We start from the raw sequence: 19,668 nt of genomic DNA on the forward strand, positions 1-19,668 counted from the left end.
AAGTCTATAATTGAGACCAAAACACAACATCTCATTTTAAAGTGAGTAACTAAATTTTTACTAGAAAGACAACAACAAATCCTAATTTAAGATTAGTCGTTTAAGGGAACATACGCCATAGGTAGATTTTTCGGGGGTCTCAAGTAAGAATAGCTTAAGATAGGACAAATACAAAAAACCCGAATTAAAAAATTCGGGCTCTTAATATCATCTTAGCTAACTTGAAGAATTTCTACCTGAAAATCTAGCCTCTTCCCTGCCAGCGGATGATTAAAATCAACCGAAACCATCTTATCATCAAACTCAGCTATCACACCGGGAAGTTCGCCATTACCAGCATCCGCGAATGAAATAACCAAACCTTGTTCTAATTCCATGCCCTCAAACTGACTGCGAGGGATATTCTGCACATTGCTTGGGTTACTCATCCCAAAGCCATTTTCAGGCAGAATTTTAAGAGTTTGTTTCGCCCCTTCTTCCAAGCCGAACAATGCTTTTTCAAAACCTTCCAACAAATTACCATCACCCACAGTAAATGTCGCGGGTTCAGCCTCAAAATTGGAATCAATTATTTGACCGTCTTCCAGTTTAATTGCGAAGTGCAGCGTAACGGTTTTACCCGGACCGATCAATTTACTCATTGTGAACTCTCTTCAGATGATTTTCGCTTCCCTTCCAGAAATAACATATCCAGAATCAGAATAATCGCTCCAATCGTAATAGCGGTATCCGCAATATTAAAAGCGGGGAAGTAATAATTCTGATAATGCAGGGAGATGAAATCAATCACATACCCTTGTACCGCCCGATCATACAGATTGCCTAAAGCACCACCCAATACGAGGGATAGAGCTAGACCTAACCACCAATAAATACGAGGCGTACGCTTTAGCCAGATCACCAGTACAACACTCACAACCACAGCAATTGCCACAAAGAACCAACGCTGCCAGCCACCTGCTTCTGACAAGAAGCTAAAAGCAGCCCCAGTGTTGAACAACAGCGTTAGATCGAACATTGGCAGCACGGGATTAGGATCGGCATACTTTAGATTAGTTACCGCTAAGTATTTACTTCCTAAATCCAGTACAACCACCAGCAGCGAGAGCACACCCCAGATAAGGCAGCTTCGCACTGGTTGTCTTTGTTGTTCAGTGCTCTGTGTCATTAAGCAAAGCTACGGCTTTCACCGGCACCTTTAACGTTATCAACACAACGACCACACAGCTCAGGATCATCAGAATCCTGACCTACATCTTCACGGAAGTGCCAGCAACGTGGACACTTATCAGCAGCACTTTTAACTACGCTAACCTTAAGCCCTTCAAGTTCTGTGTTATTAGCATCTTGTGCATCAGCTAATGGTGCTACTGCCGCTTTTGATGTGATCAAAACGAAACGCAACTCGTCTTCTAGTTTGCCTAGTAGAGCCTGTAGAGCGTCATCGCAATACAAAGTCACTTCTGCCTCTAAGCTACCGCCGATGTTGCCATCGCTACGCTCAGTTTCTAACTGCTTATTAACCGCAGTTTTCACTGCCATTACCTGTTCCCAGTATGCAGAATCAAATGTGCTATCAGCAGGCAGTTTGGTTAGGCCCTGATACCAAGTATCTAAATGAACAGACTCAGTACGTTCGCCCGCAAGCGTTGCCCAGATCTCATCTGCAGTGAAACTACAGATTGGCGCAATCCAACGAACCAACGCTTCAACAATATGATAAAGCGCTGTCTGAGCAGAACGACGTGCATGCGAATCAGTCGCAGCCGTGTATTGACGGTCTTTGATGATATCTAGGTAGAAACCACCCATATCCTGAGAACAGAAGTGAGATACTTTCTGGAATACTTGTAAGAATTCATATTGGTTGAAGTGCTCGATCAGCTCTTCTTGCAAACGCGCTGCACGATCTACTGCCCAAGCATCCAACGCTACCATTTCTTCTGGTTTAACCATGTGCTGAGCAGGATCAAAACCGCTTAGGTTAGCCAAGAAGAAACGTGCTGTGTTACGAATTCGACGGTAAGCATCCGCGGCGCGCTTCAAGATATCATCAGAACAGGTCATCTCACCGCTGTAATCAGTAGAAGCAACCCATAGACGCAAGATATCTGCGCCGTATTTGTTCATTACTTCCTGAGGCGAAACAACGTTACCAACTGACTTAGACATCTTGCGGCCTTGACCATCAACGGTAAAGCCGTGCGTTAGCACCTGTTTGTATGGCGCTTTGCCTTTGATAGCAATCGCAGTTTTCAAAGAAGACTGGAACCAACCACGGTGCTGATCCGAACCTTCAAGATACATATCAGCTGGGTATTCCAAGTTGTCACGCTGATCAACGACAGAATAGTGCGTCACACCGGAATCAAACCAAACATCCAAGGTATCAGTTACTTTTTCGTACTGATCAGCTTCGTCGCCCAAGACTTCAGCAGCATCAAGATCGAACCATGCATCCATACCCACTTTTTCTACACGCACAGCAACCTGTTCGATTAGTTCTGGCGTATTCGGGTGTAGTTGCTGAGTTTCTTTGTGGATAAACAGTGCAATTGGCACACCCCAAGTACGTTGACGTGATACACACCAATCAGGGCTCTGCTCAACCATCGCTTCGATACGGTTTTGCCCCCAACCTGGGAACCACTCAACACCTTTGATTGCTTCTAGGGCATCTTTCTTCAGGCCCTTCTCTTCCATGCTTACGAACCACTGAGGTGTTGCACGGTAGATCAATGGCGTTTTTGTGCGCCAGCAGTGAGGGTAGCTGTGCTGGAACTTGTGCTCCAAGACAAGCTTGTTGTTCTCCGTTAGCAGTGCAACGACTTTATCGTCCACTTTATAAACGTGTTCGCCAGCAAATACGCCTGCACCTTCACCTAGAACACCCGAAGCGTTCACTAGGTTCATTGTGCCGATACCGTATTTACGACCAACCTCAAAGTCTTCCACACCATGGTCTGGTGCTGTATGTACGGCACCTGTACCTGCATCAAGGGTTACGTGATCACCTAGGATTACAGGAACTGTACGCTCATAGAACGGGTGCTGTAGTTCAAATTTTTCTAGTGCTTGGCCCTGAGAACGACCAACAATGCTGTACTCGTCAACACCGTAACGCTTCATAGCATCTTCAACTAAGCCTTCCGCTAGCAGAATACGCTCCGCACCTAAACCTAGATCTAGCTGAACAAGCACGTAGTCTAGCTCACCACCTAGCGATACCGCTTGGTTAGATGGCAGTGTCCAAGGCGTTGTTGTCCAGATAACTACCGATGCTTCGCCTTCACCTTCAAGACCCTCAAATTTCGCAAGGAAACCGTCCTGATCAACCGGAGTGAAACGTACATCGATCGCTGTAGAAGTCTTGTCCTGATATTCCACTTCAGCTTCAGCTAGGGCAGAACCACCCACAACACTCCAGTAAACTGGCTTAAAGCCTTTCACTAGGTGGCCATTTTCAACGATTTTGCCCAAAGCACGAATGATGTTGGCTTCAGTATCAAAATTCATTGTTAGGTATGGGTTATCCCAATCACCTAGAACACCTAAGCGGATAAAGTCTTTCTTCTGGCCTTCAACCTGTCGTGCAGCGTAGTCACGGCACTTTTTACGGAAGTCTTTGTGAGACAGTTTCACGCCCGCTTTGCCGTGCTTAGTCTCAACCTTATGTTCGATTGGCAGACCATGGCAGTCCCAACCCGGCACATAAGGCGCGTCAAATCCGCTCATTGTTTTGGATTTGATAATAATGTCTTTCAGAATCTTATTAACCGAGTGACCAATGTGAATATCACCGTTTGCGTATGGAGGGCCATCGTGCAAAGTGAACTTATCGCGGCCAGCACTGACTTCACGAATTTTCTGGTACAGATCCATCTTCTGCCAACCCTGTAGCATTTTCGGCTCACGCTGAGCCAAATTGCCACGCATTGGGAAGGCTGTTTCCGGAAGGTTCAATGTTGCTTTGTAATCGGTCATGGTTATAAGTTCCGAATTAACTACGGGTGCGGTCAAAGTAAGCCCGCACATCTTCAATATCTGCAAAAATTTGTTTTTTAAGCGCATCGATATCTGAGAATTTACGCTCATCACGAACAAACTGCTTAAACTCGACAGTTAGCAACTGCCCATAAATATCTTTATCAAAATCAAACAGGTGTGCTTCAAGCACCGGCTGCTGACCACAAACGGTTGGGCGTATACCAACGTTACATACACCCTGAGCAGTAAAGTTTGGGCCTTTAATTTCTACCGCATAGACCCCGCGCAAAGGGCAAGCATAACGATGCATACGTACATTTGCCGTTGGCACTCCGAGCTGGCGGCCCAGTTTTTGGCCATGCATCACACGACCAGAAACAGCATAAGGGCGTCCGAGTAAAACGGCAGCCGCTTCAAGATCATTCTGCTGTAACACACTGCGAATACGCGTACTGCTGACACGTTCATCAGCATTCAAAAACGTTTGTGTATTTACCACTGTAAAGTCGTGACGTTCGCCTGCATCACACAACATGTTGTAATCACCTGAACGATCACAACCAAAACGAAAATCATCACCAACGACAAAATGCTTCACCGCTAAACCATGCAGTAATAGCTCTTGTACAAACTGCTCCGCCGTCATCGCACGTAGACGGTCGTTAAAATTTAGGCAAAGATGGCGATCGATACCCTCTGCCTGCAACAATCTGTACTTTTCGCCAAAACGGGTTAAGCGCGGTGGTGCTTTATCACCTGCAAAGAACTCTTGAGGCTGAGGCTCAAAGGTAATCACAACGGAAGGCAGGTTTAGCTCCTTCGCTTTTGCCTTTACCTGAGCAAGCACCTGTCGATGGCCTAAATGCACGCCATCAAAATTGCCGATAGTTGCGACACAACCTCGGTGTTTTTCGCGCAGGTTATGTAATCCGCGAATTAGTTCCATCAGGTACTCTTGCTACTGCCAAAAATAAACGCGGCATTATAGCTCAGATAATATCCAACCTGTACTACTGAGACCCGCTGTAAGCAACAGAATGCAAAATAAACTTAATTATGCTTCAAATGACGCACTCTCAAGCCTGCAAAAGCCAACACAACAGCATAAACAGCCCCGCCAGTAACCACCAAAATCGCCATTTGAGAGATTCGCACCCACAGATCCATCTGTAGCCACTCGTCAACTGAACCCATCAACTGGATGATGACAATAGCCATCGCCACATTAGCCACCAACATTCGTAGTAATTGCACGACCCAACCCGAAGACCAGCTAAACACGCCCGATTTAATCAACCCATACAACAACAAACCAGCATTCATAAACGCCGACATCGCTGTCGCAGCGGCCAAACCAACATGCGCAAACGGTCCAATAAGGATCAAGTTAAACACCATATTCGCCACAGCAGCTTGAATACCGATTTTCACTGGCGTTTTGGTGTCTTGGCGAGAGAAATAGCCCGTAGCCAAAACCTTAATCAGCATAAAGGCGAGCAAACCACAGGCATAAGCACGCAAACTAGCCGCAGCCATAAAGACATCACGATCGGTTAAAGCGCCATAGTGGAACAAGGTGATCAACAACGGTTCAGCCAACACAAACAACGCTACCGCCGCCGGTATACCGATAAACATCACCATCTGCATTGCCCAATTCAAAGTAGACGAAAACGCCTCTCTAGATTGAGTTGTATGCTTACGCGACAAGCTAGGCAGAATGACCGTCGCAATGGCGATTCCAAACACACCCAAAGGCAGCTCTGCCAGGCGATCTGAGTAATACAACCAAGAGACACTGCCGGTTTGCAGAAACGATGCCAACACCGTATCCAAAAGCAGGTTGATTTGAGTAACAGACACCCCAAACAACGCCGGAATCATCAGCGTCATGATGCGGCGAACACCTGGATCATTCCATCCCCAGACGGGTTTAGGCAAAAGATGAATGCGCGCCAGAAACGGCAACTGGAAAACCAACTGCACCACCCCGGCAATCATGACACCCCAAGCCAAAGCCAAGATAGGTGGATCGAACAACGGACTTAGGAAGATCGCAGAACAGATCAAACTGATATTAAGCAGCACAGGCGTGAACGCAGGAACAGCAAAACGCTCATAACTATTCAGGATAGAACCGGCAAACGCAGTCAACGAGATCAATAGCAGATACGGAAATGTAATCCTCAGCATCTCTGCTGCCAGTGCAAATTTCCCCTCATCTCCCATATAAAAACCTGGGGCAAACATAGCGGTTAACATGGGCGCTGCCACCACCGCCAAGACGGTGATTGCGATTAAAATACTACCGAGCGTACCCGCAACATAATTAACAAGCTGCTGCACTGCTTTTAGATCTTTTTGGGTACGATATTCAGATAGAACAGGCACGAATGCTTGAGCAAACGCCCCCTCAGCAAATAATCTGCGAAGAAAGTTCGGAATTTTAAACGCGACGAAGAAGGCATCTGCACTACCACTGGCACCAAAATAATTGGCAACCACAACATCTCGCGCTAAACCTAGCACTCGCGAAAGCATGGTCATCACACCAACCACGGCACTTGATCGCAGTAATCCCGCTGATTTTTTTGCTTCCGTTTCCTGCTTTGACACCGCTTCCGCCTATAATTTCATGAATAACACTCAAGAGAATGGGAATATTACTGCTTCAACAAGAAAATTTCTGCAGTTTTATTGACAGATAGCTCTCAAATATGAATAATCTCGCCTCTAATTTTCGGTGTATACCAATAAGCCGATATTTTACTAACTAATTTTAAGGAGCCGGACTGTGGCAAATTCCGCAGGATCTCGTAAACGTGCTCGACAGGCAGAGAAGCGTCGCCAGCATAACGCTAGCCTGCGTTCCATGGTACGTACCTACATCAAGAAAGTTGTTGCTGCTGTAGAAGCAGGCGAAAAAGCTGCTGCACAGGAAGCATTCCAAGCTGCACAGCCCGTTCTAGATGGTTCAGTGTCTAAAGGCATCTTCCACAAGAACAAAATCGCACGCACTAAAAGCCGTCTGAACAAGCAGATTGCTGCTCTTTAATTAGAGCCAAGCGTAAAAAAAACCGGCTTATGCCGGTTTTTTTGTGCCTAAATTTAGCCCCTCAATTAAGAGAGGACTAAATTATCTCGATGCACCAACTCTTCTTCACCCATAAAACCAAGAATTGATTCAATTTCACCACTAGGCTTACCGATAATTTTTTGCGCATCCCCAACACCGTAGTTCACCAAACCACGCGCAACGATACGACCAAACTCGTCACTGATGATAACCATCTCTCCTCGAGAAAAGTCACCACTCACACTACGAACACCCGCTGGCAATAGACTCTTACCACGCTCACGCAGCGCCTTAACCGCACCCGCATCAAGCATAAGATTCCCACGCGCCTGTAAATGACCTGCAATCCACTGCTTACGCGCCACCATCGGCCCTTTTTCAGGCACCAACAGCGTACCTATATCTTCCGCCTCTCTTAAACGCAGAAGAACATCATCTTCACGACCACTCGCAATAACGGTCACAGCCCCAGAACGCGCCGCTAATTTAGCCGCACGCACTTTAGTGGCCATACCACCACGACCCAACTTACCACCGTCACCTGCCATCGCCTCGAGCGCTTCGTCACCCGCTCTCGCTTCGGAAATCAAAGTCGCCTCAGGATCATGACGCGGATCCGCCGTGAACAGCCCTTTTTGGTCGGTCAGCAGGATTAGAGCGTCAGCTTGAACCAAGTTAGCCACCAACGCCCCCAGCGTGTCGTTATCACCAAAACGAATCTCTTTAGTGACAACCGTATCGTTCTCGTTAACAACCGGAACAACACCCAACTCAAGCAACTCTTTTAAAGTCGCCTGAGCATTAAGATAACGCTTACGATTTGAGTGATCTTCATGAGTCAGAAGAATCTGTGCCGTATGGGTATTATGGCGCTGAAAGTTAGTTTCATAGGCTTGCACAAGCCCCATCTGCCCAACGGCAGCCGCCGCCTGCAGCTTTGAGATCTCGTGCGGTCGCGAATCCCACCCTAGGCGAGTCATACCTTCCGCAACCGAACCCGAGGAAACCAACACGACTTCAAGCCCAGACGCTTTAAGAGCAGCAATTTGATCTACCCAGCGACTAATCGCATCTAAATCCAGACCCTCACCATCATTTGTGAGTAGCGCACTGCCAATTTTTACCACCCAACGCTTCGCGCGCTTGAGTTTTTCCCTACCTACAGCCACTTAAAAACTCCTAACACCGTCTGCAGTAGCAACAATCACATCAATTGCTATTCACGAACATATTCAACTTCAACGTCGTAATCATCATCGTCAAAGTCGTCATCATCCAGATCATCACCCTCGCGACGCGCACGCATATCTGCACGCATCTGCTCAATACGCTCTCGAGCCTCAGCATCAACCTGCTCACGGATCTTCTGCTCTCGCTCAAGAATAGAAGGATCTTCCTCAATCGCCTCTAGACGATGATCCAAGAACGCCTGAATATCACGCATCATATCATCTGTGCCCTGCTGACTTAGCGCCGAGATACGATAAACTGGACCTTCCCACTGCAACTCATCGATCACAGCCTGACAACGCGCTTCGCGCTCCTCTTCCGGGACCATATCCAGCTTATTCAGTACCAACCAACGCGGCTGATCAGCTAGCGTCTGGCTAAACTTCTCCAGCTCACCCACAGCAACTGCTGCTGCCTCCTCAGGAGAAACACCATCCCAAGGCGCCATATCGACAAGATGCAGCAGGATACGGTTACGCGCTAAGTGCTTAAGGAAACGAATACCTAGACCAGCCCCCTCTGCAGCCCCCTCGATAATCCCTGGGATATCTGCAATAACGAAACTGCGATGCTTTTCGATACGTACTACACCTAAGTTAGGCACAAGCGTAGTAAATGGATAATCAGCCACTTTAGGCTTAGCAGCGGACACCGCTCGTATTAGCGTAGATTTACCCGCATTTGGCAAACCTAACAAACCAACATCAGCCAAAACTTTAAGCTCAAGCTTAAGGTTTCGAGTTTCACCCATTGAGCCTTTAGTTGTTTGGCGTGGAGCACGATTCACACTACTCTTAAATCGCGTATTTCCCAAACCATGAAAACCACCCTGAGCAATCTTCTCAACCTGACCGATCTCAGTCATATCAGCAAGAATCTCATCGGTATCCGTATCGATAATGGTTGTACCAACCGGCACACGCAGCACCTGATCTTCACCTTTAGCACCGGTACAGTTACGACCCATGCCAGACTGACCATTAGCCGCTTTGTAGTGACGCGTGAAACGGTAATCGATCAAAGTATTTAGGTTTTCATCTGCCTCAAAATAAACAGAACCACCATCACCGCCGTCTCCACCATCAGGACCACCTTTGGGGATATACTTTTCACGCCGAAAGCTCATACACCCATTGCCACCCTTACCGGCCTCAACCGTGATGACTGCTTCATCGACAAACTTCATGTTATCCCCCAAAAGTTAAACGTAGGAAACCTACAATTAAGCCCTGAAACACCACAAGACTCAGCGGTAGATCCCCTGAAAAATATTTTAAAAAACTATAAACAAAAAAGCTCCGCCTTGGCGGAGCTTTTTAGAAGCTTAAAACCGTTGCTTACGCATCAACTACAGAGATGTATTGACGCTTCTGCGGGCCTTTAACTTCGAATTTAACAACGCCATCTGCTTTCGCAAATAGAGTATGGTCTTTACCACAGCCTACGTTTGTACCAGCGTGGAATTTAGTACCACGTTGACGAACTAGGATGTTACCTGCAGCAACTACTTGACCACCGTAACGCTTGACACCAAGTCGTTTCGACTCCGAGTCGCGACCGTTCTTAGTAGAACCACCAGCCTTCTTATGAGCCATCTATCTAACTCCTAAACTAGGTTAATATTAGGCAGAAATGCCAGTAATTTTAACTTCAGTGAACCACTGACGGTGGCCCTGACGCTTCATGTGGTGCTTACGACGCTTGAACTTGATGATCTCAACTTTCTTAGCGCGGCCGTGCTGAACAACTTCAGCAGTCACTTTAGCACCGTCAACAACTGGTGCGCCGATTTTGATGTCGTCGCCGTTGCCAACTAGCAGAACACGGTCAAACTCAACGTTTGCGCCCGCTTCAGCCTGCAGTTTTTCCAGTTTAAGGGTTTCACCTTCCTGGACACGGTACTGTTTACCACCGCTTACGATTACTGCGTACATTTTAATCTCCGTTATTTGCCCACCCAGCTACTAGAAAAAGGCCTACTTCTAATGGTTACACCATATGGTAGGGAGCCATTATTGGATGGGTCAGGGCGCGCGATTATATAGCAAACCGCCGTTATACACAACTAAGCTTCTTTAATTACATAGCGTAAAACCAGCATTTCTTGACAGAAACTATGCATACACCTAGCATGCGCTATTCTTGATTCCTTTAAGTTAGTAGCAGCCATTACTTATTATGCAGCCTCACCAGTTCAACCCTGTAATAGAACCCCAATTTGAAGCCGTAAACGATTACATCATTAATCACCTTGGCTCTAACGTACCGCTGGTAGAAAAAATTGGTCATTACATCGTTGAAAGCGGCGGTAAACGTCTTCGTCCGTTACTCGTATTGCTTGCTGCTAATGCTGCAAATTATCAAGGCGATAAGCATATCCCGCTAGCGGCGATTATCGAATTTATCCACACAGCCACGCTGCTGCACGATGATGTAGTTGATAATTCTGATCTACGCCGCGGCAAAGATACCGCTAATGCAAAATGGGGTAATGCACCAAGTGTATTAGTCGGCGATTTCCTTTACTCCCGTGCATTTCAGGTATTAGTAGAAATTGGCTCAATGCCGATTATGGAAGTGATTTCCAATGCGACGAACGTTATCGCTGAAGGCGAAGTTCTGCAGCTACTAAACACAAAAAATCCAGATACCACCGAGGAAGCCTACATGCAGGTTATTCTTGGTAAAACCGCTATGCTGTTTGAAGCCGCTACTGAAGCAGGCGCAATCCTTGCCGAAGCCAGCAAAGAAGAGCAAGAAGGCTTACGCTTGTATGGATTACATTTAGGCACTGCCTTCCAACTTATCGACGATGTTATGGATTACTTATCCACAGCAGAAGAGATGGGCAAGAACGTGGGCGATGATCTGGCTGAAGGCAAAGCAACCCTACCACTTATTCATGCGATGCGTGCTGGTAACGAAGAACAACGCAAACTAGTTCGCCAAGCAATTCGCAAAGGTGGTTTAGACGATCTTCAACCGATTATGGATATCGTAAAAGAGACTGGCGCTATCGAATACACCCAAGAGAAAGCTCAAGGTGAAGCAGATAAAGCGATTGCAGCACTTAATGCTCTTCAAGACACATCCTTTAAAGAAACGTTAATTCAAATTGCCAACTTGGCAGTGAAACGTAAAAGCTAAAAGCTTATATCTGTGCACTTAATTACTATAAATTAAGTGCACAGCGAACCCAGATCAGTCACTCAGCAACCAGACGACTTCCTGCCGATCACCATCTACAGCTTCACCTAAACGCTCCACCTTAAAACGCTGACCAAACAAGTTCTTTACCTCTTCGCCAGAAACATTGAACGGTGGTCCTTGCGGGCTATCAAATTCCAAGGTCACCAACAACACTTTCACACCCTTTGGTAACAATTCAATGAGTTTACTAGCATAGTCAGCTCGCATCTCCATTGGCAAAGCCACCAGCGCTGCACGATCATAAACACCTTTAACATCCGATAGACTTTCACTCGTCAATGCAAAGAAATCACCACATAAAAGATTCAGCTTTTCACACGCATGAGAAACAAACAGCTCTGTATCTTCAGTTTTAGCAACTAGATCATTCTCTTTAAAGAAATCCAAACAAGCATTTGAGTTAAGCTCCACACCCAACACATCATGACCACGACCTCTAAGCCAAAGCATATCCTTGCTTTTACCGCACAAAGGGACAAAAACCTTGGCACCAACAGCTAAATCCACCTTTTCCCAATAGGAGACCAAGTAAGCATTAATCTCCATTTGATGGAAACCTATTCGCCCTTCGGACCACTTTTGATGCCAAAAATCATGTTCCATTTCGCCTTTTACACCCTAAGTCGTAAACTTTTTATTCAATAAACCTGACACAGATCGTGCCTAGTGGCATTCAAATCTGTATAATTGCGCGATATTTTGACTTATAAAAACCTGGATAAACAGAAGCTAATGACAAGACCTTCCTCTTTTAATCGCGATGAGCTGCTGTCTTGCGGCCACGGCGAAATGTTTGGACCAGGCAATGCGCGCCTACCAATTGGCAACATGCTAATGATGGATCGCATCCTGGAAATCACCGAAGACGGTGGCGAATTCGGCAAAGGCGAGATTATCGCTGAGTTGGATATCAACCCAGATCTTTGGTTCTTCGGCTGCCATTTTGAGGAAGACCCAGTAATGCCAGGCTGTCTAGGTCTAGACGCTATGTGGCAGATTGTTGGCTTCTTCCTTGGCTGGAAAGGCAACCCAGGCCGCGGTCGTGCATTAGGTGCTGGCGAAGTTAAGTTCTTCGGTCAGGTACTACCGACTGCTAAGAAGGTTACTTACCGAATCCAGCTTAAGCGCGTTATTGAGCGTAAGCTAGTTATGGGCATCGCGGACGGCAGCATGTCCGTTGATGGTCGTGAAATCTACACAGCGAAAGATCTACGTGTAGGTCTATTCACATCTACAGAAGATTTCTGATCTTTTAAGGCCCTGAATTCAGGGCCTTTCTTCTATTTTCCGTCTACTTTTTTACGAATTTAGTGGCAAAACACTACTGATTCACGGAAAATAAGCACCTTAAATTAGAAAAAGAGAGAGAAGCACATGCGTCGCGTTGTTGTTACCGGTATGGGTATCGTTTCTTGTCTGGGTACAGATAAAGAAACCGTTCTGGAATCACTGCAGCAGGGTCGTTCTGGTATTAAATTCCAAGAAGACTATAAAGAGCGCGGTTTCCGTAGCCAGGTAGCCGGCAGCATCGATATCGATTTCTCTGAGCAAATCGACCGTAAATTGCTACGTTTCATGGGTGATGCAGCAGCATACACTTACATTGCAATGAAAGAAGCAATTGCAGATGCAAACCTAGCTGAAGACCAGGTTTCCAACGAGCGCACTGGCCTTATCGTAGGTTCCGGTGGTGCTTCTGCTGACAACATTGTTGAAACTGCCGATATCACTCGCGAGAAAGGCGTTAAGCGCGTAGGCCCATACCGTGTAACTCGCACCATGGGTTCTACTGTTTCAGCTTGTCTAGCGACACCTTTCAAAATCAAAGGTGTTAACTACTCTATTACTTCTGCTTGTGCGACCAGTGCTCACTGTATTGGTAACGCAATGGAACAGATCCAGCTTGGTAAGCAAGACGTAGTATTTGCAGGTGGCGGTGAAGAACTTCACTGGGTACAAACTGCAATGTTTGATGCTATGGGCGCGCTATCTAGCAAATACAACGAAACACCAGAAAAAGCTTCACGTGCATACGATGCAAACCGTGATGGCTTCGTTATCTCTGGCGGTGCTGGCATCCTAGTTATCGAAGAATATGAACACGCTAAAGCACGTGGCGCGAAGATCTACGCTGAACTAGTAGGTTACGGTGCAACTTCTGATGGCTACGACATGGTTGCTCCTTCTGGTGAAGGCGCTGCTCGCTGCATGAAGCAAGCGATGGCAACTGTAGACGGCAAGATCGATTACATCAACGCACACGGCACTTCTACACCAGCGGGTGACATGCAAGAGCTGAAAGCGATGAAAGAAGCCTTTGGCGATGACATGCCAACAGTTACTTCTACTAAGTCTCTATCTGGCCACTCTCTAGGTGCAGCAGGCGTACAAGAAGCTGTTTACTCTCTTCTTATGCAGGAAAACAACTTCATCGCAGCATCCGCGAACATCGATGAGCTAGACCCAGAAGCAGAAGGCCTACCAATCGCTAGCGAGAAGCAGGAAAACGTAGATCTACAACGCGTTATGTCCAACAGCTTCGGCTTCGGCGGCACTAACTGCACATTGGTATTCGAAAAACTAAAAGACTAATCAGTCTTCTAGTTATAAAAAAACCGCCATTCGGCGGTTTTTTTATATCTGAAATTTAGCTTAGGCTATCTCTAGCGCTTTCATATGCTCTTCCAGCCAAGCCACCATATCTTCATGGATTTCATCCACTGTACGACCTTCTACAGGAATTGGCTCGCCCACATGGACTTGCACAGTACCTGGGATCTTCGCAAAGCTTTTGCCTGGCCAATAGAGCCCAGCATCATGAATCATTGGGATCACCGGCACACCCGCACTTAACGCCAGCATAGCTCCGCCTTTGTTAAACTTACCCATTTTACCCACAGGCACTCGCGTACCCTGCGGGAAGATAATCACAGGGATATCATCTTCTAAACGAGATTTACCCTCTGTTAAAAGCTGCTTAAGTGCACCACGCCTTTGGCTACGATCAATCGCGATAGGATTCAACAGGCCTAGCGCCCACCCAAAGAAAGGAATCTTAAGAAGCTCCTTTTTAAGCACTGTACACTGCGGGCGGACCAAGGTTTGTAAAAACAGCGTTTCCCACTCACTTTGGTGGTTAGCTACAACAACATAAGCACCATCAGTAGGCAGATTTTCACGCCCAGTGATCTTTACACCGACACCACAACACAGCTTTAACCAAAAGATATAAAAGTAGTTAATCAGAGTGACAAATTTAAAGCGCTGCTGGAAATTCAATAGCGGTGAGATGATTAAACTCAGCGTGGCATGCACAATGGTTAGAGGGTAAAAGCCTAAGTAATAAAACACTGCACGTAGATAGTGCAGTGGATTCGCTTTTTTAGACATGCTTAGCCCCCAGTTACCGGCGGGAAGAATGCAACCTCATCACCAGCAGCTACGGCGGCATTCTCGTCACACATCTCTTGGTTAACAGCCATCAATATAGGCGTATCAACCAGAATCTTTTGCCACTGCTCTCCGTGAAGCTCAACTAGCTTATTTAGCACTGCAGACACATCAGCAGGCTGACTCACTTCGATAGATTCTTCAGCTACACCTAAACGCTCGCGCAAGCTGGCGAAATACACCACTTTAACCATGATTACTTCTCCACCTTCCAGTGACCGCTTTTGCCACCTTTCTTTTCCAATACTTTAACTGCGCTCATAACCATGCCTTTATCCACGGCCTTGCACATATCGTAAATCGTTAAACCCGCAACAGATGCCGCCGTTAGCGCTTCCATCTCCACCCCCGTCTGACCTGCCAACTTGCAGGTGGCCGTAATCTCAACGACATTACGCTCGGTATTAGGATGAAGATCTACCGCAACTTTACTCAACATCAATGGGTGACAAAGAGGAATAAGATCACTAGTTCGTTTTGCAGCTTGAATACCTGCGATTCGTGCAACCGCTAAAACATCACCCTTTTTATTACCACCTTCCGTAATTAACTTCATGGTGTCAGGCAGCATTTCAACTTCTGCATAGGCAGTCGCTTCACGAAAAGTCACCTGCTTTTCGGAAACATCAACCATGTTAGCGTTTCCCTGGTCATCCAAATGGGTTAAACGACTCATAACTACTCCTGTGTTTGCGTTGCCTGATTTAGAACAGGATTAGCGTACATCTGACGAAGAATATCCTGCGCACCGCCTTCAACACTGTTAATACGCGCTTCTAAACCAGCCTTCTGATCAGCAGTAGCATCATCACTACGACCTGCTGCAATCAGATTAGATGGGTGCAAATAGTAATTTTCATGAATTTGACGATCGATCTCAGCCGCTAGCTCTTCAGGCGTATCGAAGTCAGCATCGATAGGATCACCAAAAGCGACATGCACATGCCCTTTATCACCGGTAATGCCTTTCACAATACTTGCGATATCTTCGTACTGAGACTTCTCATAAACACCATCAGTTGCCTTAGCATGTAGCTCATTCGCTTTTAAGGCATCACATGGATCGTATTCATAAGAGATAGAAACCGGCACAATATTCAGACGCTTAGCCTGCTCAGCAAAACTACGTGATTTACGATGTGCCATATAAAGCATCTTCAAAATGGCTGGATCCGTCGCATCATTACCATCTTTTGCGCGGCCTTCTCGCTGTGCTAACCAGATAGAATGACCACCTAAGATACTGTGATCGATATAAGAAGATAGCTGCGTTAGCGCTTTCATCATTTCACGTCCTGTCGCAGAACGATTGACAATAAAGCTCTTATTCAAACGCATAATGTCAGAAACATAAGGCTTACGAAGCAGGTTATCACCGATCGCAATCCGAACTGTATCCATGCCGTATTGATGACGAACCCAATTGACGAATGCTGGGTCCATTGCGATATCTCGATGGTTTGAGATAAACAGGTAGGATTCTTCAGGATCAAGTTCATCAATACCACTACAAGTCAGCTTAGTGGTCGAACGTCCAATCATCTTCTTCATATAGTTAGCCACCAGCATCTGAAACTCATAGACACTGTCGATCTCACCAATCTTGGCAGCCAAGGCAATACGCACAAATGGTTTTAACAACCATCCAATACTCGAGGATAATTTAGGAAACTGGTAACGCGTAACAGCGGTCAGGAATTCATCATTGTGAAGAATATTAAGGAGTGCATCCGCCACTTCACTATCGTTGAACGGTCTGATCTCTTTATACGGATCCTGCTGATCTGTCATTCTTTCCTCGAAAGCTCTACTAAAAAGGCCGTTATTTTACCGTTTTCTCACGCAAACTTCAGGGAAATTAAATGTAATTAACCGAGAAGTTCAGAAAACGGGATGAATCCGACCAAATCGCCCTCATCTACAACTGTCTGAGGAGGAATAACAGCAATACCATTCGCCCAACTAGCAGACATCAATACACCGGAACTCTGATTTGCGAACGGCTGTAAACGCCCATCCTCAAACCGAACTCGCAGATATTCTTGGCGCTGAATAGCTCGCTTTCTCTGGAAGCCAGCCGGTACTAAAAGTTGCAGTGGCAGTTCGAATGAAGCCCCCTGCAACTTAAGCAAGAAGGCCCTCGCCAACAAGCAAAAAGTTATGAGTGTAGACGTTGGATTACCCGGCAAACCAATAAATGGCGTACCTTTGACCTGCCCATAGGCAACAGGCTTTCCTGGTTTGATCTTGATCTTCCACATATCCAACTGACCAAGATGCTCAACACAAGATTTGACATGATCCTCTTCACCCACAGACACACCACCGGTACTGATGATGGCATCTGCCGATGCAGCCGCTTTTTCCAATGCTGCTAACGTTGCCTCACGCGTATCTGCTACACAACCTAGATCAACAACCTCCATACCTAGACCCTGTAAAAGCCCAGTCAGAATATAGCGATTAGAGTTATAGATCTGCCCTGCACCAAGAGGAAGACCCGGCTCCACTAGCTCATCGCCTGTGGATAAGATCGCAACCTTGAGACGCTTATATACAGAGACAGAAGACAAGCCTACCGACGCTAATATCCCTAGATCAGCAGCTTGCAAACGTGTGCCTACTGCGAGTACCTGGCTACCAGCCAAAATATCTTGGCCAGCACTGCGGACATTATCACCAACCGGCACATCTGCAGGAAAAACAACCTTATCCCCCTCAAAGTGAACATCTTCCTGCATAACAACTGCATTGGCACCTTGAGGAATCTCTGCTCCAGTAAAAATACGTGCACAGGTACCTGCAACTAAAGGCTGCGGAGGCGTACCTGCAGGGATCCTCTGACTCATTTCTAAGCTTGTATTAGCACCTAAATCAGCCGTATTAATTGCGTAACCATCCATACTGCTATTATCAGCCGGAGGGACTGACACAGAAGCGACTGGCGCTTCAGCTAATACGCGCCCTAATGCCTCTGCAACAGGCACAATCTCAGTCACCACAGAAACATGTGCTCCAGCTAAAAGGCGCTGTAGCGCTTCATCAAAAGGGATCAAACCAGGTTGAGAATCACAGCTTCCCATTTTCTTACCTTAAGCGTTATCTTCTTGATGCTTCATGATCAACGAAGCAAAATTACAAGGCTTATGACGATGATCTAACTGCTGCGCAATCACATCATCCCAACCAGTACGGCAAGCACCTGTAGAGCCTGGCAGACAGAAAATCACGGTACCATTTGCAAGACCACCTAACGCTCTAGACTGAATGGTTGAAGTACCGATCTGACCGGCAGAAACTTGACGGAAAAATTCACCAAACCCTTCAATAGATTTATCAAACAAAGGAGCCATCGCTTCTGGCGTAGAGTCGCGACCCGAAAAGCCTGTACCGCCCGTGGAGATAATTACATGGATATTTGGATCAGCAATCCAACGCGATGCAACCGCTCGCATCTGGTAGACATCATCTTTAACTATTTCACGTGCACCAAGTACGTGGCCTGCAGCCTCTAAACGATCAATCAAAGCTTGCCCAGAGGTATCCGAATCAAGAGTACGAGTATCAGATACAGTTAATACGGCAATATTTAGCGGAATAAATTCCGCTCTGGCAGGAGTATGGGACATGAGTATTTTCCTTAATAAGAAAGTACGGGAGCAAGGACAACGATGAACTCGTTTAGCCCCCTGTCATATTCATAAAACGAATGATTTGTGGCTCATCATCTAGATCAAATTCGTGCTTCTCAGGCTTCAAATCCATAGCATCGATAATAACCTGCTTCAGTTTTTCCTGATCATTAGGGTGAGCACGTAATGTATGTAGAAGATCAACAGAGTGTTCGTTACCCAAACAAAGCAACAAACGCCCCTCAACGGTTACCCTGACACGGTTACATTCAGAGCAGAAGTTATGGCTATGAGGTGAGATAAAACCAACGCGGCTTTCACTATCACTCATGCGATAATAACGAGAAGGCCCAGCCGTCCGTTCTACAGTTGGCTGTAACTCATATTTCTGCTCAATAATCGCGCGAACTTCATCACTTGAGCAGTAAACCTCACCACGATCATGTTCGGAAATTTGACCTAAAGGCATCTCTTCAATAAAACTAACATCAACGCCTTTATCACGCGCAAAATCTACAAGATCGAGAATTTCGTCATCATTGCGGCCTTTCATAACCACCGCATTCAACTTAATACGATCAAACCCTGCTTCAATAGCCGCATCAATACCTGCAAGTACTTTTGGCAATTTACCAATACGGGTCATCGCTTTGAAACGATCTTCACGCAAGCTATCAATACTGATATTTAGACGATTGACGCCAGCATCTTTGAGATCCTGGGCCATATGAACAAGCTGAGAACCATTGGTGGTAATTGCTAACTCAGCATCTAACTGACCAACGCTGCGCATCAGCTTTATGACATCACGACGAACCAACGGCTCACCACCAGTCAAGCGGATCTTCTTTACACCTAAGCTAACAAAAGCTTGGGCTATCTGATCAATCTCTTCGAGTGTAAGTACTTGAGCATGCGGAAGAAAAGTCATCTCTTCAGCCATGCAATAAACACAACGAAAATCGCAGCGATCAGTTACAGACAGTCGAATATAGTCAACGGTTCTGCCAAACCGATCTACCAGCGCTTGCGTATCATCTTTAGAATTGGCCATGGTTTGTCAATGGAGCATGTAATTTATAA

Annotated in this window: 21 protein-coding genes; 4 read left to right on the top strand and 17 right to left on the bottom strand. The window is 46.2% G+C overall.

The window, feature by feature from the left end; genetic code table 11:
* Window positions 1-212: 212 nt before the first annotated feature.
* From ACMXYU_RS15625 to murJ, 5 genes are all read right to left on the bottom strand, one after another.
* A complete protein-coding gene (locus ACMXYU_RS15625) occupies window positions 213-641 on the bottom strand; it encodes an FKBP-type peptidyl-prolyl cis-trans isomerase (protein ID WP_415899419.1) in 429 nt (142 codons plus the stop codon).
* Complete coding sequence (lspA, locus tag ACMXYU_RS15630) at window positions 638-1,168, bottom strand: signal peptidase II (RefSeq protein ID WP_415899420.1); 531 nt, start codon at window positions 1,166-1,168, stop codon at window positions 638-640. The genes ACMXYU_RS15625 and lspA overlap by 4 nt, the downstream gene beginning before the upstream one ends.
* Window positions 1,168-3,984 (bottom strand): isoleucine--tRNA ligase, encoded by a 2,817-nt coding sequence (gene ileS, locus ACMXYU_RS15635; RefSeq protein WP_415899421.1) that lies wholly within the window; start codon window positions 3,982-3,984, stop codon window positions 1,168-1,170. The genes lspA and ileS overlap by 1 nt, the downstream gene beginning before the upstream one ends.
* Window positions 3,985-4,000: 16 nt before the next feature.
* Window positions 4,001-4,933, bottom strand: coding sequence for a bifunctional riboflavin kinase/FAD synthetase (ribF, locus tag ACMXYU_RS15640; RefSeq protein ID WP_415899422.1), 933 nt, complete (start codon window positions 4,931-4,933; stop codon window positions 4,001-4,003).
* A gap of 104 nt (window positions 4,934-5,037) precedes the next feature.
* Window positions 5,038-6,534, bottom strand: coding sequence for a murein biosynthesis integral membrane protein MurJ (gene murJ / locus ACMXYU_RS15645; RefSeq protein WP_415901136.1), 1,497 nt, complete (start codon window positions 6,532-6,534; stop codon window positions 5,038-5,040).
* A gap of 247 nt (window positions 6,535-6,781) precedes the next feature.
* Between murJ and rpsT the strand changes: the two genes are divergently transcribed.
* A complete protein-coding gene (gene rpsT, locus ACMXYU_RS15650; protein WP_415882698.1) occupies window positions 6,782-7,042 on the top strand; it encodes a 30S ribosomal protein S20 in 261 nt (86 codons plus the stop codon).
* A gap of 65 nt (window positions 7,043-7,107) precedes the next feature.
* Here rpsT and proB read toward each other — a convergent pair whose 3' ends face one another.
* The 4 genes from proB to rplU form a co-directional block, all read right to left on the bottom strand.
* Window positions 7,108-8,232: a glutamate 5-kinase gene (gene proB / locus ACMXYU_RS15655; protein ID WP_415899423.1), complete on the bottom strand. Its 1,125-nt coding sequence runs from the start codon at window positions 8,230-8,232 to the stop codon at window positions 7,108-7,110.
* A 47-nt stretch (window positions 8,233-8,279) separates the two neighbouring features.
* Window positions 8,280-9,479 (bottom strand): Obg family GTPase CgtA, encoded by a 1,200-nt coding sequence (gene cgtA / locus ACMXYU_RS15660; protein WP_415899424.1) that lies wholly within the window; start codon window positions 9,477-9,479, stop codon window positions 8,280-8,282.
* 151 nt (window positions 9,480-9,630) lie between these two features.
* Window positions 9,631-9,888: a 50S ribosomal protein L27 gene (gene rpmA, locus ACMXYU_RS15665; RefSeq protein WP_415882701.1), complete on the bottom strand. Its 258-nt coding sequence runs from the start codon at window positions 9,886-9,888 to the stop codon at window positions 9,631-9,633.
* A 27-nt stretch (window positions 9,889-9,915) separates the two neighbouring features.
* Entirely contained in the window at window positions 9,916-10,227 is a 312-nt protein-coding gene (gene rplU, locus ACMXYU_RS15670) for a 50S ribosomal protein L21 (RefSeq protein WP_286240327.1), read from the bottom strand.
* Between the two features lie 244 nt (window positions 10,228-10,471).
* Between rplU and ispB the strand changes: the two genes are divergently transcribed.
* A complete protein-coding gene (gene ispB, locus ACMXYU_RS15675; RefSeq protein WP_415899425.1) occupies window positions 10,472-11,440 on the top strand; it encodes an octaprenyl diphosphate synthase in 969 nt (322 codons plus the stop codon).
* 54 nt (window positions 11,441-11,494) lie between these two features.
* Here the strand turns inward: ispB and ACMXYU_RS15680 are convergent, their stop codons facing one another.
* Window positions 11,495-12,106 carry a thiopurine S-methyltransferase gene (locus ACMXYU_RS15680; RefSeq protein WP_415899426.1) on the bottom strand — a complete coding sequence of 204 codons (612 nt, stop codon included), beginning with the start codon at window positions 12,104-12,106 and terminating at the stop codon, window positions 11,495-11,497.
* Between the two features lie 129 nt (window positions 12,107-12,235).
* On the opposite strand from ACMXYU_RS15680, the gene fabA reads away from it, so the two are divergent.
* Together fabA and fabB are read left to right on the top strand one after the other, a co-directional pair.
* Window positions 12,236-12,751 (top strand): 3-hydroxyacyl-[acyl-carrier-protein] dehydratase FabA, encoded by a 516-nt coding sequence (gene fabA, locus ACMXYU_RS15685; protein WP_415899428.1) that lies wholly within the window; start codon window positions 12,236-12,238, stop codon window positions 12,749-12,751.
* Between the two features lie 126 nt (window positions 12,752-12,877).
* Window positions 12,878-14,095: a beta-ketoacyl-ACP synthase I gene (gene fabB, locus ACMXYU_RS15690; protein WP_415886098.1), complete on the top strand. Its 1,218-nt coding sequence runs from the start codon at window positions 12,878-12,880 to the stop codon at window positions 14,093-14,095.
* A gap of 60 nt (window positions 14,096-14,155) precedes the next feature.
* Here the strand turns inward: fabB and ACMXYU_RS15695 are convergent, their stop codons facing one another.
* The 7 genes from ACMXYU_RS15695 to moaA form a co-directional block, all read right to left on the bottom strand.
* Window positions 14,156-14,893 (bottom strand): lysophospholipid acyltransferase family protein, encoded by a 738-nt coding sequence (locus ACMXYU_RS15695; RefSeq protein ID WP_415882706.1) that lies wholly within the window; start codon window positions 14,891-14,893, stop codon window positions 14,156-14,158.
* A 2-nt stretch (window positions 14,894-14,895) separates the two neighbouring features.
* Window positions 14,896-15,147: a molybdopterin converting factor subunit 1 gene (gene moaD, locus ACMXYU_RS15700; protein WP_415899429.1), complete on the bottom strand. Its 252-nt coding sequence runs from the start codon at window positions 15,145-15,147 to the stop codon at window positions 14,896-14,898.
* A 2-nt stretch (window positions 15,148-15,149) separates the two neighbouring features.
* Window positions 15,150-15,629: a cyclic pyranopterin monophosphate synthase MoaC gene (gene moaC / locus ACMXYU_RS15705; RefSeq protein ID WP_415882708.1), complete on the bottom strand. Its 480-nt coding sequence runs from the start codon at window positions 15,627-15,629 to the stop codon at window positions 15,150-15,152.
* A gap of 2 nt (window positions 15,630-15,631) precedes the next feature.
* Window positions 15,632-16,744, bottom strand: a complete 1,113-nt coding sequence (locus ACMXYU_RS15710; protein ID WP_415897108.1) for a 1-acyl-sn-glycerol-3-phosphate acyltransferase — start codon at window positions 16,742-16,744, stop codon at window positions 15,632-15,634.
* A gap of 77 nt (window positions 16,745-16,821) precedes the next feature.
* Window positions 16,822-18,036: a gephyrin-like molybdotransferase Glp gene (gene glp / locus ACMXYU_RS15715; RefSeq protein ID WP_415899431.1), complete on the bottom strand. Its 1,215-nt coding sequence runs from the start codon at window positions 18,034-18,036 to the stop codon at window positions 16,822-16,824.
* Window positions 18,037-18,045: 9 nt separating this feature from the next.
* Window positions 18,046-18,582, bottom strand: a complete 537-nt coding sequence (gene moaB, locus ACMXYU_RS15720; protein WP_415899432.1) for a molybdenum cofactor biosynthesis protein B — start codon at window positions 18,580-18,582, stop codon at window positions 18,046-18,048.
* Window positions 18,583-18,634: 52 nt separating this feature from the next.
* The gene (moaA, locus tag ACMXYU_RS15725) at window positions 18,635-19,639 is read right to left on the bottom strand and encodes a GTP 3',8-cyclase MoaA (protein ID WP_415882712.1); all 1,005 of its coding nucleotides are present in this window, start codon (window positions 19,637-19,639) and stop codon (window positions 18,635-18,637) included.
* Window positions 19,640-19,668 lie beyond the last annotated feature (29 nt).

Origin of the sequence: Neptuniibacter sp. QD48_11 (assembly GCF_047778095.1) — a bacterium.
In the GTDB taxonomy this organism is placed as follows: Bacteria; Pseudomonadota; Gammaproteobacteria; order Pseudomonadales; family Balneatricaceae; genus Neptuniibacter.

Excerpts from the sequence above, each read along its gene's own strand:
- ACMXYU_RS15625 (WP_415899419.1), bottom strand. The coding sequence starts at position 641 with ATGAGTAAATTGATCGGTCCGGGTAAAACCGTTACGCTGCACTTCGCA.
- lspA (WP_415899420.1), bottom strand. The coding sequence starts at position 1,168 with ATGACACAGAGCACTGAACAACAAAGACAACCAGTGCGAAGCTGCCTT.
- ileS (WP_415899421.1), bottom strand. The coding sequence starts at position 3,984 with ATGACCGATTACAAAGCAACATTGAACCTTCCGGAAACAGCCTTCCCA.
- ribF (WP_415899422.1), bottom strand. The coding sequence starts at position 4,933 with ATGGAACTAATTCGCGGATTACATAACCTGCGCGAAAAACACCGAGGT.
- murJ (WP_415901136.1), bottom strand. The coding sequence starts at position 6,534 with ATGACCATGCTTTCGCGAGTGCTAGGTTTAGCGCGAGATGTTGTGGTT.
- cgtA (WP_415899424.1), bottom strand. The coding sequence starts at position 9,479 with ATGAAGTTTGTCGATGAAGCAGTCATCACGGTTGAGGCCGGTAAGGGT.
- rpmA (WP_415882701.1), bottom strand. The coding sequence starts at position 9,888 with ATGGCTCATAAGAAGGCTGGTGGTTCTACTAAGAACGGTCGCGACTCG.
- rplU (WP_286240327.1), bottom strand. The coding sequence starts at position 10,227 with ATGTACGCAGTAATCGTAAGCGGTGGTAAACAGTACCGTGTCCAGGAA.
- ispB (WP_415899425.1), top strand. The coding sequence starts at position 10,472 with ATGCAGCCTCACCAGTTCAACCCTGTAATAGAACCCCAATTTGAAGCC.
- ACMXYU_RS15680 (WP_415899426.1), bottom strand. The coding sequence starts at position 12,106 with ATGGAACATGATTTTTGGCATCAAAAGTGGTCCGAAGGGCGAATAGGT.
- fabA (WP_415899428.1), top strand. The coding sequence starts at position 12,236 with ATGACAAGACCTTCCTCTTTTAATCGCGATGAGCTGCTGTCTTGCGGC.
- fabB (WP_415886098.1), top strand. The coding sequence starts at position 12,878 with ATGCGTCGCGTTGTTGTTACCGGTATGGGTATCGTTTCTTGTCTGGGT.
- ACMXYU_RS15695 (WP_415882706.1), bottom strand. The coding sequence starts at position 14,893 with ATGTCTAAAAAAGCGAATCCACTGCACTATCTACGTGCAGTGTTTTAT.
- moaD (WP_415899429.1), bottom strand. The coding sequence starts at position 15,147 with ATGGTTAAAGTGGTGTATTTCGCCAGCTTGCGCGAGCGTTTAGGTGTA.
- moaC (WP_415882708.1), bottom strand. The coding sequence starts at position 15,629 with ATGAGTCGTTTAACCCATTTGGATGACCAGGGAAACGCTAACATGGTT.
- ACMXYU_RS15710 (WP_415897108.1), bottom strand. The coding sequence starts at position 16,744 with ATGACAGATCAGCAGGATCCGTATAAAGAGATCAGACCGTTCAACGAT.
- glp (WP_415899431.1), bottom strand. The coding sequence starts at position 18,036 with ATGGGAAGCTGTGATTCTCAACCTGGTTTGATCCCTTTTGATGAAGCG.
- moaB (WP_415899432.1), bottom strand. The coding sequence starts at position 18,582 with ATGTCCCATACTCCTGCCAGAGCGGAATTTATTCCGCTAAATATTGCC.
- moaA (WP_415882712.1), bottom strand. The coding sequence starts at position 19,639 with ATGGCCAATTCTAAAGATGATACGCAAGCGCTGGTAGATCGGTTTGGC.